Annotated in this window: 14 protein-coding genes; 10 read left to right on the top strand and 4 right to left on the bottom strand. The window is 37.7% G+C overall.

Features of this window, described 5'->3' with window-relative positions:
• Positions 1-10 precede the first annotated feature (10 nt).
• Both K1I41_RS11075 and nadC read right to left on the bottom strand, forming a co-directional pair.
• Positions 11-937, bottom strand: coding sequence for a YihY/virulence factor BrkB family protein (locus K1I41_RS11075; RefSeq protein ID WP_220640407.1), 927 nt, complete (start codon positions 935-937; stop codon positions 11-13).
• A complete protein-coding gene (gene nadC, locus K1I41_RS11070; protein WP_220640406.1) occupies positions 937-1,794 on the bottom strand; it encodes a carboxylating nicotinate-nucleotide diphosphorylase in 858 nt (285 codons plus the stop codon). Before nadC ends, K1I41_RS11075 begins: the two co-directional genes overlap by 1 nt.
• Before the next feature lie 165 nt (positions 1,795-1,959).
• Between nadC and K1I41_RS11065 the strand changes: the two genes are divergently transcribed.
• A complete protein-coding gene (locus K1I41_RS11065; protein WP_220640405.1) occupies positions 1,960-2,421 on the top strand; it encodes a hypothetical protein in 462 nt (153 codons plus the stop codon).
• 92 nt (positions 2,422-2,513) lie between these two features.
• On the opposite strand, the gene K1I41_RS11060 is transcribed toward K1I41_RS11065, so the two are convergent.
• Entirely contained in the window at positions 2,514-3,431 is a 918-nt protein-coding gene (locus tag K1I41_RS11060) for a bifunctional metallophosphatase/5'-nucleotidase (RefSeq protein ID WP_220640404.1), read from the bottom strand.
• Positions 3,432-3,434: 3 nt separating this feature from the next.
• The gene (locus tag K1I41_RS11055; protein WP_255566927.1) at positions 3,435-4,226 is read right to left on the bottom strand and encodes a 5'-nucleotidase C-terminal domain-containing protein; all 792 of its coding nucleotides are present in this window, start codon (positions 4,224-4,226) and stop codon (positions 3,435-3,437) included.
• Positions 4,227-4,271: 45 nt separating this feature from the next.
• On the opposite strand from K1I41_RS11055, the gene K1I41_RS11050 reads away from it, so the two are divergent.
• The 9 genes from K1I41_RS11050 (at position 4,272) to K1I41_RS11010 (ending at position 17,303) form a co-directional block, all read left to right on the top strand.
• Complete coding sequence (locus tag K1I41_RS11050) at positions 4,272-4,781, top strand: DUF6913 domain-containing protein (protein ID WP_220640403.1); 510 nt, start codon at positions 4,272-4,274, stop codon at positions 4,779-4,781.
• A gap of 1 nt (position 4,782) precedes the next feature.
• Positions 4,783-5,664, top strand: coding sequence for a 4-hydroxy-tetrahydrodipicolinate synthase (gene dapA, locus K1I41_RS11045; RefSeq protein WP_220640402.1), 882 nt, complete (start codon positions 4,783-4,785; stop codon positions 5,662-5,664).
• A gap of 192 nt (positions 5,665-5,856) precedes the next feature.
• Positions 5,857-6,663, top strand: a complete 807-nt coding sequence (locus K1I41_RS11040; protein WP_220640401.1) for an outer membrane protein assembly factor BamD — start codon at positions 5,857-5,859, stop codon at positions 6,661-6,663.
• A gap of 11 nt (positions 6,664-6,674) precedes the next feature.
• Positions 6,675-6,992, top strand: a complete 318-nt coding sequence (locus K1I41_RS11035; RefSeq protein ID WP_220640400.1) for a DNA-directed RNA polymerase subunit omega — start codon at positions 6,675-6,677, stop codon at positions 6,990-6,992.
• A 10-nt stretch (positions 6,993-7,002) separates the two neighbouring features.
• The gene (coaBC, locus tag K1I41_RS11030; protein WP_220640399.1) at positions 7,003-8,214 is read left to right on the top strand and encodes a bifunctional phosphopantothenoylcysteine decarboxylase/phosphopantothenate--cysteine ligase CoaBC; all 1,212 of its coding nucleotides are present in this window, start codon (positions 7,003-7,005) and stop codon (positions 8,212-8,214) included.
• Entirely contained in the window at positions 8,207-9,091 is an 885-nt protein-coding gene (porD, locus tag K1I41_RS11025; RefSeq protein WP_220640398.1) for a type IX secretion system protein PorD, read from the top strand. Before coaBC ends, porD begins: the two co-directional genes overlap by 8 nt.
• A gap of 29 nt (positions 9,092-9,120) precedes the next feature.
• On the top strand, positions 9,121-10,773 hold the full coding sequence (gene recN, locus K1I41_RS11020) for a DNA repair protein RecN (RefSeq protein WP_220640397.1): 1,653 nt from the start codon (positions 9,121-9,123) through the stop codon (positions 10,771-10,773).
• A 54-nt stretch (positions 10,774-10,827) separates the two neighbouring features.
• Entirely contained in the window at positions 10,828-11,640 is an 813-nt protein-coding gene (locus K1I41_RS11015; RefSeq protein WP_220640396.1) for an enoyl-ACP reductase FabI, read from the top strand.
• 281 nt (positions 11,641-11,921) lie between these two features.
• The gene (locus tag K1I41_RS11010) at positions 11,922-17,303 is read left to right on the top strand and encodes an Ig-like domain-containing protein (RefSeq protein ID WP_220640395.1); all 5,382 of its coding nucleotides are present in this window, start codon (positions 11,922-11,924) and stop codon (positions 17,301-17,303) included.
• Positions 17,304-17,413 lie beyond the last annotated feature (110 nt).

Here is a 17,413-nt window from a genome sequence, read left to right as displayed (position 1 = left end):
TTTGATTCTGTTAAATATATAAATTTTTTCGTTTCAATTTATGAATTAATGCGTTTAATTCGAAACCTAAAAGTAAAATAAAGCAGTTAATCCACAGGTATAACATTAATACAAGTAGTGTGCCAATAGAGCCATAAAGCTCATTATATTGTGCAAAACGTACTACGTATATACTAAATAAAAATGAGGTTACGCCAAATAATACAGTAGTTAAAACGGAGCCGTAGCTAAAAAAAGCAGCCTTTCGGGTTTCTCTGGCAGCAAATTTAAATAGTAAAGATGTAGCTGTTAACATCATGAGCATTAAAAACACGTAACGCCCTATTTCTAGCAAGTAAATATCGTCTGTTAAAAAACCATCATGGTCTATAACCTGTATTAATACCTCTAAGGTAATAATGGCAACTACTGTTACAATAAGTAGTACTGTAAATAGGAGCGATAGCCCTATGGCAACCACATATTGCTTAAAATAGGAGCGTTTTACGGTAATATGCAATGACGACTGAAAACCGCTTAGTATAGCATTCATCCCATTAGACATTAGTAATATAGCCAGCAAGATACCTGTAGATAGTAGCCCTTTGTTACTGTTCTCGGTAATATCCTTTATAATATCGGCTATAGCATCAAAGGTGTTTGGGGGTACGTTATCGGCAACAAATTGCAAAAAATCGTCCTGAAAATTATCAAGCGGAATGTAAGGGATAAGGTTTAGTATAAAAAGTGCAAATGGAAATAGCGACATAAAAAAACTAAATGCAATAGCGGCTGCCTTGGTTGAGGTTTCGCCTTTAACCACACCTGTAATATAAAGCTCTAGCATATGGTATAGCGTAAGTCCATCAGACCATGGTAGCTCTATACTTTTACCAAACCGTACAATGTGCTTTACTACGGGTATGCGTTCCAGTTTATGTTCTAATTCCGCACTCATTAAAGCGCTTTTAAGCTAAGATCCATATTGTATACGGAATGGGTTACTGCCCCCGATGAGATATAGTTAACACCACATTCGGCATACCCTCGCATATTACTTTCGTTAATACCACCCGACGATTCAGTAAGGCAGTAATTGCCAATAAGCTCAACCGCTTCACGCGTTTGGTCGTAATTAAAATTGTCCAATAGTATGCGGTAAACACCCTCGTTTTTCATTATCTCCCGTACTTCATCCAAGCTACGTGCCTCTACAATTATTTTTAAGTCACGATTATTCGTTTTCAGGTAATCCAACGTTTTTTGTATGGCGGGTGTAATACCACCTGCAAAATCGATATGATTGTCTTTAAGCATAATCATATCATACAACGCAAAACGGTGATTTTCGCCACCACCAATAGTTACTGCCCACTTTTCGAGTGCGCGTATACCTGGTGTAGTTTTACGGGTGTCGAGTATTTTAGTGTTTGTGCCCTCTAAAATAGCCACGTATTTTTTGGTTTTGGTAGCAATAGCACTCATACGTTGCATGGCGTTAAGTACCAACCGCTCTGCTTTTAGTATGGATTGCGAACTCCCTGAAACATGAAAAGCTACATCGCCGTATTTTACAGCCGAGCCATCTTCTATAAATACGTTTACGGTTAAGTTTGGGTCTACATAGTTAAATACTTGTTTGGCAAAGTTAACACCTGCCAAAATACCTTCATCTTTCACTAAAAGTTTGGCTTTACCCGTTGCATCGGCAGGTATGCAGGCGAGTGAACTGTGGTCGCCATCGCCAACATCTTCGCGTACAGCATTGGTAATTATTATATTGAGTTCTTCCTGAAATTGTTTTTCAGTAATCATGTTTTTCTGGTATTTGTTATTTAATAGCTAAAATAGGGGTTTTTTTGTGAAAACAGGAAGAATTATATCTTATAAAATACCTATTAACGGGTATTTTATTTTCAATTTAATCTATTTATTTTGGCGCTATACAATCAATATATATTAAAAATAAACAATATTTTTATGACCGTTAACAACAATAAAACAATTTTAGCAGTTTGTAATGCTGGAGGTAAAGGGAAAAGCAATACCCTAAGAGCATTTGCAAATTTGCTGTTAAGTACCTATCCAACATATAAGGCAATTTTTCCAATACCAATGGTAGTTCACGCTATAACCGATATTAGAGTTGTAGTTGAAATTAATGGTGTAATAATTGGCGTGGAAAGTCAGGGTGATCCTAATACAGGTTTGCAAGGGAAACTAACTGACTTAGCAATTAATTATAAATGTGACATTATAATATGTACCACTAGAACAAGAGGTGAAACCGTACGTGCTGTTAAACATGTGGCGAATACATATGGTTACGAAACTATTTGGACATCTACTTACCAAATAGTTGATAGAACCAAGCATATTTTAGTTAATGATTTGAAAGCAAAGCACATATTAGAATTGATACAATCTTTACAATTAATTTAGTTTAAGTTTTGTAATCTTTTTAGAAGTTTTATTAATTTTCGCTATTCATAATCAGTATTTTTGAATACCATCAACTTTTAATTGAGATAAGTTTATCCCACATTTATAGTTTTACTCTCAAAGCTCTTTCTGCCTTTCTCAAAATAAAAATCAATTTGCCCAACATTAATACCGTAGCAACCTACTTGGTTTATAAGTACATCGTTACCGTTAGCGTTTTGGGCTATATACGGCTTGCTTAAAAAGGTATGTGTGTGTCCACCAATAATAAGGTCGATATCTTTAGTGTTGCGTGCTATAACTTGGTCTGATACCTTGTCACTTTTTTTACCATAACTAAAGCCAAGGTGCGATAGGCAAATAATTAAATCGCATTTTTCTTCTTCTTTAAGCGTACGGCTCATATCTTGTGCTACGCCTATGGGGTCGTTGTATTGTACTTCCTTATACAAGCGTGGGTCAACCAAGCCCTGCAATTGTATGCCTAGCCCAAAGATGCCTATTTTAATGCCGTCTTTTACAAATGCTTTGTAGGGTTTTACAATACCGTCCAGCACCGAGTTTTTAAAACCGTAGTTTGCCGATACAAAATCGAATTTTGCATGGGGTAGTTGCTTGTAAAAACCTTCTATACCGTTATCAAAATCATGATTACCTAGCGTAGCAAGGTCGTATTGCAGCATACTCATAATTTTAAACTCCAATTCGCCACCGTAGTAGTTAAAATAGGGCGTACCCTGAAAAATATCGCCAGCATCCAGTAATAACGTATTGGGGTTCTCTTTTCTAATGGCATTTACCAATGTTGCCCTACGGGCTGCGCCACCCATATTAGGGTTTCGTGGGTCGTCCATCGGTAAAGGGTCTATATGGCTGTGCGTATCGTTAGTATGGAGTATTGTAATACGCTTTACTGCATTTATTTCGGTAGCAAAACTACTTAATGGTAACCCACTCATGAGTATTGCCGACCCTGCTGCTGTTTTCTGTATAAAATCTCTTCTCTTCATGGCTTACTCAATTATAATGCGCTTGGTATTGTTTATAGGCAGGGTATCTACAGTTTTAAAATAGTCGATATACAAATTTCGCAATTTATAATCCATTTTGTATGATGCTACAGCCTCTTTAAAAAACACCATGTTATCGCCGCCATTAGCAAGATAATCGGACGTAGCTACATAGTATATTTTATCGGCTACAACGGGTTGTCCTTGTACCATTGTTTTTTTAAGGTTATTCTGCTTGTCTAACACAATTTCCATACCTGCTATTGGGTGTGCTTTTTTACCCTTAATAAAGTAAGCGGCTATATCGTTAATTTGTTCCCCTTTTAATGCCAATACAATAAGGTTATTCTCAAAAGGCATTATTTGGTATCCCGTACGTGCTGTAACTTTACCTTGTGGTATGGTAGACCGTATGCCACCATGGTTTAGCAAACAAACATCTACGTGTTTTTTTTCTCTTGCGTAAAGCAACCTGTCAGCAGTTGTAAAAGTAACATCTGCCATAAGGTTACCAATATTGGTTTGCCATTTTCCTTTGCGCTTTGTAAACGTTACGGGAGCCCAAGCCAGCGTACTATCTAGGTCGTTATTAATATGCTTACGGTAGGGGGCTATAAAACTTTCAATTTCATTATCGGTGTTGTAGGCATTATTAACGGGTACTTGTTTCCCGTTAACTTTTGTGTTTACTAACTGTTTTGGTGCACACGAAATAAAAGTGAATAAGCCTAAAAACAAGACTAATAATAGGGCTTTAATGCTATTCTTTTTGAGAGTAATTATTTGTGGTAACACTTATTTGGAGTAGTTTTGTATTCAATCAGTAAAAATACGATGTTTTTGAAGTTTATTAAAAACTTTGGCTTAAAAAAAACCATTAAGAAATCTTTAGCCAAGTATCAACCCATTGCTATGCCTGATACTGTAGTGACTGTAGGTGTACTTACCGATGAGCAGCATTATGGTAATACAAGTACTATTGTAAAAGCAATTGTTAAGCAAGGTATTGCCGAGAAAAATATAGAAGTACTAAGTTATAGAGAAAATATAAGTAGCAAAGAAGTGGTTAAAGACTGTTATTCGCTTGCCGATATAAATGCCAATGGGCGTTTTAAAACAGAGGCTGTAAATGCGTTTGTATACCGTCGTTTTGATATGCTAATTAGTTATTACGATACCGAAGATTTACCATTGGTTTTAGCCACATTAAAATCGAAAGCTAAGTTTAAAGTTGGTTTTTCGGCTGTAGATACACGGCTTAACGATTTTACGATAAATACTCCTACCAAAAAATACGAGCTTTTTGTGAGCGAACTCTTTAAATATATAAAAATCTTAAACAGAAAATAATATGCAGGCAATTACGGGTACAGGCGTTGCTTTAATAACTCCATTTAAAAACGATTTTTCGGTTGATGTTGATGCACTAAAACGCATCGTTAATTTCCAGATAGACAATGGTATCGACTATCTTGTAGTTTTAGGTACCACAGCCGAATCTGCCACGTTAAGTGTACAAGAAAAAGAATTGGTTGTAAAAACAATTATTGAAGCCAATGCAGGCAGGTTGCCTTTAGTGCTTGGTGTAGGCGGTAATAATACTAACGACGTTGTTAATGCGCTAAAAACAACCAACCTTGATGCTTTTACCGCTGTACTCTCAGTTTCGCCCTATTATAACAAACCCACACAAGAGGGGATTTATCAGCACTTTAAAGCTGTAGCTGAGGCTTCTCCACTACCCATTATACTTTATAATGTACCTGGAAGAACGGCAAGCAATATGTTGCCTAAAACAGTAGTACGTTTAGCAAACGATTTTAAGAATATTGTAGCCATTAAAGAAGCAGCAGGCGATATTGTACAGGCTATGAATTTAATACAGCATACTCCTGACGATTTTTTGGTAATATCGGGTGACGATATGATAACATTACCTATGGTACTTGCTGGCGGTGCAGGCGTAATATCGGTAATAGGAGAGGGCTTCCCGAAACAGTTTTCGGATATGGTACGTTTGGGGTTAAATAAAAACGTAACAGATGCATATAAAATACATTACCAACTTGCCGAAGCTATTGATATGATTTTTGAAGAAGGCAATCCTGCAGGAATAAAATCGGTATTTAAATCGCTTGGTTTGTGTGAGGATGTTGTTAGGCTACCTTTAGTACAAGTTAGCAATGGTTTAGCAAAACGTTTAGCCAGTTTTGTGCAGCAAACACAATCGTAACAATCCTTTTGTTGTTTAGGTACAAAACCTACACAATAAAATACATACAATAGTAGTTTATGAAGTGGATTATGCCCCATCTTTAAAAGCCTTGTAATGGCTAAAAAAAAGATTTTGTATTCCATAATTATTAACTAAATTTGCAGTTGCTTTTAAATCAGCGGTAGCTGTGCATAAATTCATATACTTGAAATGGCTCGATACCTATATATAATACTTCTTGCAGTAGTACTATCCTCTTGTAACCAATACCAAAAAGCCTTAAAATCCGATGATATTAAGGTAAAGTATGAGGTGGCAGAGTTAATGTACAATAACGGAAAATACGCTAAAGCTATTCGTTTGTTTGAGCAAATAGCACCTTCTTACAGAGGGAAACCACAAGCAGAAAAGCTGTTTTATATGTACGCATCGTCGTTATACAATGTAAAAACATATTATACAGCAGGTTACCAGTTTGAGTATTTTTCGGCAAACTACCCACGAAGCGAAAAGCTGGAAGAAGCTGCTTTTATGGGAGCAAAAAGTTACTATCAACTATCACCAAGATATTCACTAGACCAAGTGGATACCTACAAGGCATTAGATAAGTTACAACAGTTTATTGATAGGTTCCCGAACTCGCAGTTTATGCCAGAAGCAAACCAATTGGTAAAGGAACTCAACGAAAAGCTAGAGAAAAAAGCATTTGAGATAGCCAAGCAATACAATTATACTGCGGAGTATTTTGGCGATTTTAAAGCCGCTATTGTAGCTCTTGATAATTTTATATTAGATCATCCTGGTACGGTATATAAAGAAGATGCGCTTTACCATAAGCTCGATGCATCGTACAGGTTAGCCATAAATAGTGTACAAGCTAAAAAGCGTGCACGATTGCAAGCTGCAAAGCTAAATTACGAAGCATTAATAAAGTTTAAAGCCGATACGAAATACAAAGATCGTGCTGATGATATGATTAACAACGTGAATAAAGAATTAGAACTACTTTCAAAATAATAAAAGTCAATATGGATTTAAAAAAAGCTCAAGCTCCAGTTAATACAATTACCTACAACAAAACGGATATTGAAGAGCCTACAGGCAACATATACGAAGCTATTACAATTATAGCAAAGCGAGCTAACCAAATTAATGGCGAAATTAAAAAAGAGCTTATCGAGAAGTTAGAAGAATTTGCTACTTATAACGATAGCCTTGAAGAAATATTTGAAAACAAAGAGCAGATAGAAGTATCTAAATTTTACGAAAAATTACCTAAGCCACATGCTTTAGCAGTAGAGGAGTGGTTAAAAGAGAAAATATCTTTCAGAGAATCTAATAAATAGTATATAACAGATGTCGGTTTTAAGCGGTAAAAAAGTTCTTCTTGGTATTTCGGGGGGTATTGCCGCATATAAAACAGCATCTTTAGTTAGGCTTTTTATTAAGGCAGGTGCGCAAGTACAAGTTATTATGACGCCTGCCGCCAAAGATTTTGTTACACCACTCACACTATCTACACTTTCCAAAAAACCTGTGCACTCCTCTTTTTATGACGAAGAGGACGAAAATGCAGTATGGAACAACCATGTAGAACTTGCACTATGGGCAGATATATTTGTAATTGCCCCTGCTACAGCAAATACCTTATCTAAAATGGTATCGGGTAGTGCAAACAACTTATTAATAGCAACCTACTTATCGGCAAAATGCCCTGTTTATTTTGCCCCAGCAATGGATCTCGATATGTATCGTCATCCATCAACGGTTACTGCTTTTAAAAAACTACAAGAATACGGTAATATTATGATACCCGCCGAAACAGGCGAGTTAGCTAGCGGACTTTCTGGTGAAGGGCGTATGGCAGAACCTGAAAACATTATTACCTTTTTAGAGAACGATTTAGCAGCAAAATTACCACTTCGCGGAAAAAAAATACTAATAACTGCAGGTCCTACATACGAGGCTATAGACCCTGTACGTTTTATAGGTAACCATTCCTCAGGTAAAATGGGGTACGATATTGCTTTTGCCGCTGCCAATGCAGGTGCAGCCGTAGTACTAATAAGTGGTCCTACGCATTTGCAAGCCGAGCATAATGGTATACAACTTATACGTGTTACCAATGCACAGCAAATGTACGATGCCTGCCATGAGCATTTTGAAAACACAGATGTTGCCATTGCTGCTGCTGCGGTATCGGACTATCGACCTAAAGTTGTTGCCAATCAGAAAATTAAAAAGTCTGATAACGACCTCGAAATAGTATTAGAGAAAAATAAAGACATATTATTTTCGTTAGGAGAAAAGAAAACAAAGCAATTTTTAATAGGCTTTGCATTAGAAACGGAGAACGAAATAGAACACGCAAAGCAAAAGATAAAGAAAAAAAACTTAGATTTGATTGTTTTAAATTCGTTGAACGATGCAGGAGCAGGCTTTGGAAAACCTACCAATAAAGTTACTTTTATTGATAAGGAGTTTACTATAGAGCCTTTAGAGCTTAAAACAAAAGAAGAAGTTGCTAAGGATATTATTACTAAAATAAAAACGCACTACAATGTATAAATGGTTTGCAATAATGTTGGTATTCCTATCTTTTTCGGTAAAAGGGCAAGAGCTTAATTGCACCGTACAAGTAGATTTTGATAGGATTACAGATGCCAATACACAAATATTTAGAGTGTTAGAAAAATCACTTAACGAGTTTGTAAACAATACCCGATGGACGAATCGTGATTTTGCTCCAGGCGAGCGTATTGAATGCTCTATATTTATAAACGTATCAGCCTACAACTCTAATAACTTTACGGCTACCATGCAGGTGCAATCATCACGACCTGTGTACAATTCGAGCTACTCATCGCCAATGCTTAATTTTAATGATAAAGAAGTAGCATTTAGATATCTTGAAAACGAAAACCTTATATACAACCCTAATAGTTACGACTCTAACCTAGTAGCTTTAATGGCGTACTATGCCAATATTATAATCGGTATGGATGCCGATTCTTTTGCACCAAGCGGGGGTACACCTTACTACCAAGAAGCACAAAATATGGTTAGCCTTGCACAAGGTTCGGGCTATAAAGGGTGGAGCCAGCAAGACGGTAACCAGAACCGCTTTTTTCTGGTAGACGACTTACTTTCTACTACTTTTATACCTTTTAGAGAAGTACTTTATTCGTACCACAGAGAAGCACTAGATGTTATGGCAGATAATCCAAAAGAAGGAAAAGAAAAAGCTATTGAGGCTATTGATACATTAGTGCAACTAAACAAAGTACGCCCTAATGCATTTTTAATGCGTATATTTTTCGATGCCAAGTCCGATGAGGTTGTATCAATGTTCTCGGGAGGTCCTATGATAACTACTACAGGACTGGCAGATAAACTTAGCCGAATATCTCCTATGAATTCTTCTAAATGGAGTGCTATTAAATAGTACCTTTGCGTAAAACAAAGGCACACACTATGCTGCAATCGTTACAAATTAAAAATTTTGCACTGATAGAGCAGTTGCATATCGATTTTTCCGATAAACTCTCTATTATCACAGGAGAAACTGGAGCAGGAAAATCCATACTACTGGGTGCGTTAGGTTTGGTGTTGGGTAACCGTGCCGACCTTACATCGCTAAAAGATAAAACTGCTAAATGTATTATTGAGGCTAGTTTTAAAATAAGCGATTATAATTTAAATGACTTTTTTAACCAAAACGATTTGGATTATGAAGCGACAACCATAATACGTCGCGAAATACTACCCTCTGGTAAATCGCGTGCTTTTGTAAACGATAGCCCCATAACCTTACAAGTATTACAGCAATTAGGTAACCATCTTATCGATATTCACTCGCAGCAACAAACACGCGAGTTATCTGATGAGCAATACCAAATGCAAATTATAGATGCCGTTGCTAGTACGGGGGCTAGTATAGCCACTTATAAAAAACAGCTTACAAAATTAAAATCGTTACAATTAGACTTGGATACTGCCAAACAACAAAAAGCAGATTTAGCAAAAGAGCACGATTATAATACTTTTTTACTGCAAGAACTTATTGATGCTAAGCTGGAGGCAGGGGAGCAGGAAAGTTTGGAGGCTGAACTTGAAAAGCTTAGTAACGTAGAGTTTATAAAAGAATTGTTAGCAAAAGCTATTGGGCTTGCAACCGATGAGCAAATGGGAGCATTACAAAGCCTAAAAGAAATAAAAATAGCACTGCAAAAACTAAGTAGTCTTTCGGCAGAGCATAACTCTTTTTATGATAGAGTTTCGAGTTTACTAATCGAGATGGATGATGTTACGGAAGAAATATCACAAAACTTTGAAACATTGGTAGACGACCCTGCTCGTTTAACACTAATAAACCAGAAATTACAATTGCTGTACACATTACAGAAAAAACATAACGTGGCTACTGTGGCCGAGTTAATAGCCATACAAAATGAACTCGAAAGCAAAGCCGTACAATCTGACGGCATAGATGCCACCATACAAAAATTAGAAGATGCGGTTACCAAAGCTAAAGCAGCTATAGACGAAACAGCGTTATTGATATCAGACAAGCGAAAAGCTGCCATTCCTGTATTAACAAAAAAAATAACCGCCTTATTATCGCAGTTAGGTATGCCCAATGCACGCTTTCAGTTTAATGTAACGCATACAGATAATTATTATATTACGGGTAAGGATAGTATTAGTTTGCTATTCTCGGCTAATAAAGGTACTGATTTTGGGTTGCTTAAAAAAGTAGCTTCGGGTGGGGAGATGTCGCGTATAATGCTATCGGTAAAAGCAGTATTGGCAGACTACTCTAAATTACCTACCATTATATTTGATGAAATTGATACTGGAGTTTCAGGTGAAATATCAAACAAAATGGGTAATATCATGAAAGTTATGAGCAATGGCATGCAAGTATTTGCCATAACACACTTACCTCAAATTGCAGCCAAAGGCAATCAGCATTACAAAGTATTTAAAACAACGCAAGGCGAAACTACAGTATCAGAACTAAAGCTACTATCTGGAGAAGATAGAGTACGAGAAATAGCCGAAATGCTTTCGGGCAAGGATATCTCCGACTCCGCGCTTAATCATGCCAGAGCTTTACTCAATTAAATCAAAAATATCTATATATTTGTTTTATATAAACCACTAGCAAACTAAAAAAATATGCATAACTTATTAAAAGGTAAAAGAGGTATTATAACAGGTGCTCTTGACCAAAATTCGATTGCTTGGAAAGTGGCTGAAAAGGCACACGAACAAGGCGCAACATTTGTATTAACCAATGCACCTATTGCAATGCGTATGGGTGAGATAAAAACATTAGCAGAAAAAACAGGGTCTGAAATTATACCTGCGGATGCTACCAATGTGGAGGAGCTTACAAACCTTTACACAAAAGCACAGGAAATACTAGGCGGCAAAATTGATTTTATACTGCACTCTATAGGTATGAGTGTTAACATTCGTAAAAACATACCGTATACAGAGTCCAACTACGATTATTTTATGAAAGGTATCGATGTATCGGCAATGTCGCTACATAAAATGCTAAGCGTTGCTAAAAAACTAGATGCTATTAACGATGGTGGTAGTGTAGTAGCTTTAACCTATATGGCTGCACAACGTACGTATCCCTTCTATACGGATATGGCAGATATTAAAGCCATGTTAGAGTCTATAGCACGTAGTTTTGGTTACCATTACGGTACAGAGAAAAAAGTACGTATTAATACCGTATCGCAATCGCCTACAAAAACTACTGCGGGTACAGGTATAAAAGGGTTTGGTGATTTTTATGATTTTGCCGATTCTATTGCACCATTAGGTAATGCCGATGCTGAATCGTGTGCGGATTATTGTATTACGCTTTTCTCTGATTTGACAAGAATGGTTACCATGCAAAACCTTTTCCATGACGGAGGGTATTCCTCTACAGGTGTAAGTGCTGATGTAATGGATAGATTATCTAAAGAATAACTATTTAAAATACAGAATTATAACAAAGAGGGGCTTATTTAAGCCCCTCTTTGTTATATACTACTATAGTATTTGCGTTAAAATATGCGTATTCGGAATATGGATAATTATAAAAATTACTATTATTAAAACATCATTAACATAATTTAACGTTTTTATTGTGTTAAAATTATAGATTTTATGATATAAAAATATGTTTTTATCACAAAACCAATGTATTTATGTGATAATAATCATATTAATCCTATTTTTAATCACTCTTAATCAAATTATAAAATTATATGAAAAAAATTACACTATTGATTGGATTGATGCTTTGTGCCGTCACCGTAGGGTATGCGCAGGCAACATTGTATTCCTTTCAGCAATCTAACGGAACTTACGTACCCATTACAGGGGGTACTGTAATTAACTCGTCTACGGATGGTACGCCGAATTTAGATTCGTACACCTCTCCGCAGCAAACGTTTCCTGCACCTTTTCTTTTTGCAGGAACGTCTTATGATAACTTCTATGTAACTAGTAATGGTCAAGTAGGATTAGGTACAAGTTCACCCTCTACTACCAATTATACTGTATTGAGTTCATCTACAGGCGGTAATGTATTTTTAGCTCCGTTTTCGGCAGACCTTGAAGAAGGAGCCAACGGACTTGCCGAAATACGTACCGAAATGGTGGGCGATGAAATGGTTATACAATGGACTAATTTTAGAAGATATGCTAGGGCAGAGTCTTTTAATATGCAGGTAAGGCTAAATACTGTTACTGGTAATATTCAGTTTGTTTACGATGGTACACCCCCTTATGCTGCTTCAAGTTCATACCAGCCACAAGTAGGTATTAAAAGTGCAATAGGTAGTGCATTGGCACTTACAGTAGCCGCTGGTACATCTTGGGATACCCCAACACTTGTAACGGGTTCTGACGTTTCTTCATCTTCCAAAGCAGTTTTTAATGGAGCAGACGGTTTTACTAGTGGTTTAACATATACTTGGCTGCCACCCGCACCGTGTGCAGGTACACCGCTTGCTGGTACTGTAAATGGAGATACCATGCGTTACGTATGTAATGGCAGTACACCATCAGCAATTAGCGTTAGTGATGCTAGCCCATTAGTACCAGGCATATCGTACCAATGGCAAGAATCTTTAAACGGTACAGATTGGACAGATGTAACTGATGGTTCGGGTGCGGATACAGCTAGTTTTACTCCAGCCGAATTCGATGGAACATCGATACAGTACAGAATGAGTGTTACTTGTTCAGGTAGTGCCGAAACGGTATTTACTGATGCAGTAACTATTGACAATCAAATAGCACCTACAACTCAAGTTTCTGATGTTGAAGTTACGAATGTAGGTGTAACTTCGTTAACAATAAACTGGACTAATGGTAATGGTGGCAGACGTTACGTATTACTAAGCACAGTACTTGTAACAGATCCTACTTCGGCTAACGGCGTTGCAGCGTTTGATGATAACAATGAGTACAATGGTGCAGGAGAACAACTGGTTTACGACGGTACAAGTACTTCGGTTACTGTTTCAGGATTAAGCTGTAATACTACGTACTATATAAAAGTATACGAATACAACCGTTGTGGCTCTGACCCTTATGATGTGTACTTTAATACTGATGCAAGCACAAACGATGCTACAGTTACAACAGGTCCTGCTACAGCAGTAGCTCTACCTGTAGAGAATGATTTTGATGGCTTTACAGGGGCTAACCTTAGTACTGTTATTGACGGGTGGTACGAAGCTAGCGTTGACACTGATGATGGTGATGTGCCAGTAGCTGCAAACCCTGCTGGAACAAGCTCAACTTGGAGAAGTGCTACAATACTAGGTGGCAATACTACTGCAAGAATAAACTTATATACAGATAATAGAAACGAGTGGATTATTAGCCCTAAAATAGTACTTACTGAAGATTCTAGGTTGAATTTCCAAGCTGCTATAACCAATTATAACTCATCGAGTGCAGATCCTAATGGCATGCAAGATACTGATGATGAAGTAAATGTATTGATATCTACTGATGAGTGTGGTCAAACATGGACATCGTTATATACTTTTGATGCCACTACAACTACTGATTTAAGTAATACACTTACTGATTTTGAGATATTACTAAATGCGTATACGGGGCAAACAATACAAATAGCTTTCCAAGCTACAGATGGTCCTGATGATGATTCTCCAGATTACGATTTCCACATTGGTAACATCGTAATAGAAGAAGTACCATTATGTGATGTACCAACAGTAAGTACTACGGTTGCCAATATTACCAAAAATAGTGCATCAATATCTTGGCAAGCACCTGCAGTAGGAGTTCCTACAGGATACGAGTATGTAGTTTCGGATACCAATACTACACCAGCAGGTGCAGGTACAGCTACTACCGATTTAAGTGCTGATGTTAGTGGTTTAACGCCATCTACAGATTACTATATATTTGTTAGAACAAACTGTGGAGGATCGTTTAGCGACTGGACAGAAGCGGTTACTTTTGCTACATTATGTGATTATCCAGAAATTGTAACAACTACGCCAGCTACCATTTGCGGTCAGGGTACTGTTAACCTTTTGGCAACTGCCGATGGAGGAACAATATCTTGGTATGCAGATATGATGGGTGGAGATGTTTTGGCAACAGGTGAGTCTTTCACTTCAGAAGAAATTAACGAAACAACTACCTACTATGTAGTAGCAGAAGAAGTGGGTGCACCTACCAGTGGTGGCGCAAGAGCTTCTACAACATCTACATCAAACACTTCAGCCTCTAACTACGGTCTTGTATTCGATGCCTTTTCTTCATTTACACTTAACTCCGTAGATATTTATTTAACAAGTTCAAGTGCTGGAACATTAGAATTGGAGCTTCAAAATAGTGATGGCGATGAGTTATTATCAGCATCTGTTGCAGTTCCTGCAGGTAACAGTTCTAATCCAGTTGTATTTACGGTTAATTTAGGTTGGGATATTCCTGCTGGCGAAGATTTAAGAATTGTAGCTGTTTCAGGACCATCTATGGTAAGAGAATTAGCTTTAGGAGGGTATCCTTACGCAGTAGGTACAGTAGCCTCTGTAACGGATGGGTATGTTAGCGGAATAATTAACACTACGTACTATTACTTCTATAACTGGAACTATAATGGTATATGCGCAGGACCTAGAGTACCAGTAGTTGCTACAGTAACTGATGCACCAGAAATTACAGTATCTGATGACGATTCAATTTGCCCAGGCGAAAGTTCTGAGCTTACTGTAACAAGTGCTAATACAGATTATACTTATAACTGGATGCCAGGTAACCTAGATGGTGCTATACAAACCGTAACACCAACGGTTACTACTACGTATACTGTTACAGCTACCGATGCTGTATCTGGATGTGTAACAGAAGCAGAAGTTACCGTTACTGTTAATCCTTTACCATCTGCAATTGTAATAGACTCTCCAGCCACTGCATGTGTAGATACAGTTTTACCATTAGAAATTACAGGTGGAACACTAGGAGGAGTAGCTACTGTAGGTGACGGAACTAATACAACAGATGATACCGAAGAACTAACAGCATTTAGTAACAGAAGAGAAACCTATAAGAGCCAAACTATTTATACAGCTGCCGATTTAGAGGCTGTGGGCTTAGGAGCAGGTACAATAATAGCCATAGGATATGATATTATTGAAATAGGAGATTCTGCAACGAATGACGATTATACGGTAAAAATGGGAACTACTATACTGGATGAATTCCCAGATGATAACTACCTAGACGAAACTGGCTTTACAACAGTATTCAATCCTGCTACATATACCCATGCAGTTGGTGTAAATACAGTAACATTTGATACTCCATTTGAGTGGGACGGAACTTCTAATATAGTAATAAGTGTATCGCATTCGGGAGATGATGATTTATATAATGCAGAAACGTATTATACAGATCTTGGTAACAATACTACGATATACAACTATGATGATTTAGATGCTACCGATGGTATCGTTTCCACAAAAAGATTAAACGTAACATTTAGTATTTCTGGTTCAACAGATGTAACATGGTTACCTATAGATAACCTATATACAGATGAAGATGCAACAGTAGCTTATACCGAAGGTACACCTGCTACTATGGTATACTTTAAATCAGCTGATATTGCTACAACTACATATACTGTTACAGCTACTTCAGAAGCAGGATGCGCTGTAAGTAATACAGTAGAAGTTACTGTAACAGAAACAGCCGCCCCAACAGTAGATGCCGCCACAGTAACCCTTTGTAATGCAGGAACCGTAGCCGATTTAATGGCAACAGGCGATAACATCCAATGGTACGATGCCGCCACAGACGGTAACCTATTAACGGCTGAAACTGCTTTAGTAGACGGAACAAGTTACTACGCATCACAAACCATAGACGGATGTGAAAGCACAGACAGAACAGAAGTAGCCGTAACCATAAACGTTACCGCTGCCCCAACAGTAGATGCCGCCACAGTAACCCTTTGTAATGCAGGAATCGTAGCCGAGTTAATGGCAACAGGCGATAACATCCAATGGTACGATGCCGCCACAGACGGTAACCTATTAACGGCTGAAACCGCTTTAGTAGACGGAACAAGTTACTACGCATCACAAACCATAGACGGATGTGAAAGCACAGACAGAACAGAAGTAGCCGTAACCATAAACGTTACCGCTGCCCCAACAGTAGATGCCGCCACAGTAACCCTTTGTAACGCAGGAACCGTAGCCGATTTAATGGCAACAGGCGATAACATCCAATGGTACGATGCCGCAACAGACGGTAACTTACTAACGGCTGAAACTGCTTTAGTAGACGGAACAAGTTACTACGCATCACAAACCATAGACGGATGTGAAAGCACAGACAGAACAGAAGTAGCCGTAACCATAAACGTTACCGCTGCCCCAACAGTAGATGCCGCCACAGTAACCCTTTGTAACGCAGGAACCGTAGCCGATTTAATGGCAACAGGCGATAACATCCAATGGTACGATGCCGCAACAGACGGTAACTTACTAACGGCTGAAACTGCTTTAGTAGACGGAACAAGTTACTACGCATCACAAACCATAGACGGATGTGAAAGTACAGATAGAACAGAAGTAGCCGTAACCATAAACGTTACCGCCGCCCCAACAGGTGATGCTAACCAAAGTATTACTGAAAACAGCCCTGCTAACGCAACTATCGAAGATATTGTAGTTACTGGCGATAATGTAATATGGTATGCTACAGAGGCAGATGCTATAGTAGGAGAAAATCCACTACCTATTACAACAGGAATTACAAATGGTACAACATACTATGCTACACAGACCCTTAATGGTTGTGAGAGTGATGCAGTACTTGCAGTAACAATGGAGGTAATATTAAGTAGTAACGATTTTAATCGTAATAAGTTCTCTTTCTATCCAAACCCTGTAAAAGATGTTTTAACTGTATCTTACAATTCAGAAATAACATCTGTAGCAGTATTTAACTTACTCGGACAGCAAGTAATGGCTGAGCAACCTAATACAAGCGAGGTAAAACTGGATATGACTTCACTGTCAGACGGAACATACCTTGTTACTATAACAGCAGGTAATATTGTTGAAACTATTAAAATAGTTAAGAAGCAATAATATAAGCTTATGGTTTGCTGAAAAATCAGCAGCATAAAATAACTTTAAAAGCCCTGAGAATATTCTCAGGGCTTTTTTTATGCTTTTTTTGGAATATCAGTCGATTTTAA

Origin of the sequence: Flavobacterium litorale, from assembly GCF_019613795.1 — a bacterium.
GTDB classification, from domain to species: Bacteria; Bacteroidota; Bacteroidia; order Flavobacteriales; family Flavobacteriaceae; genus Flavobacterium; species Flavobacterium litorale.
This window is presented reverse-complemented; position numbering and strand designations above follow the sequence as displayed.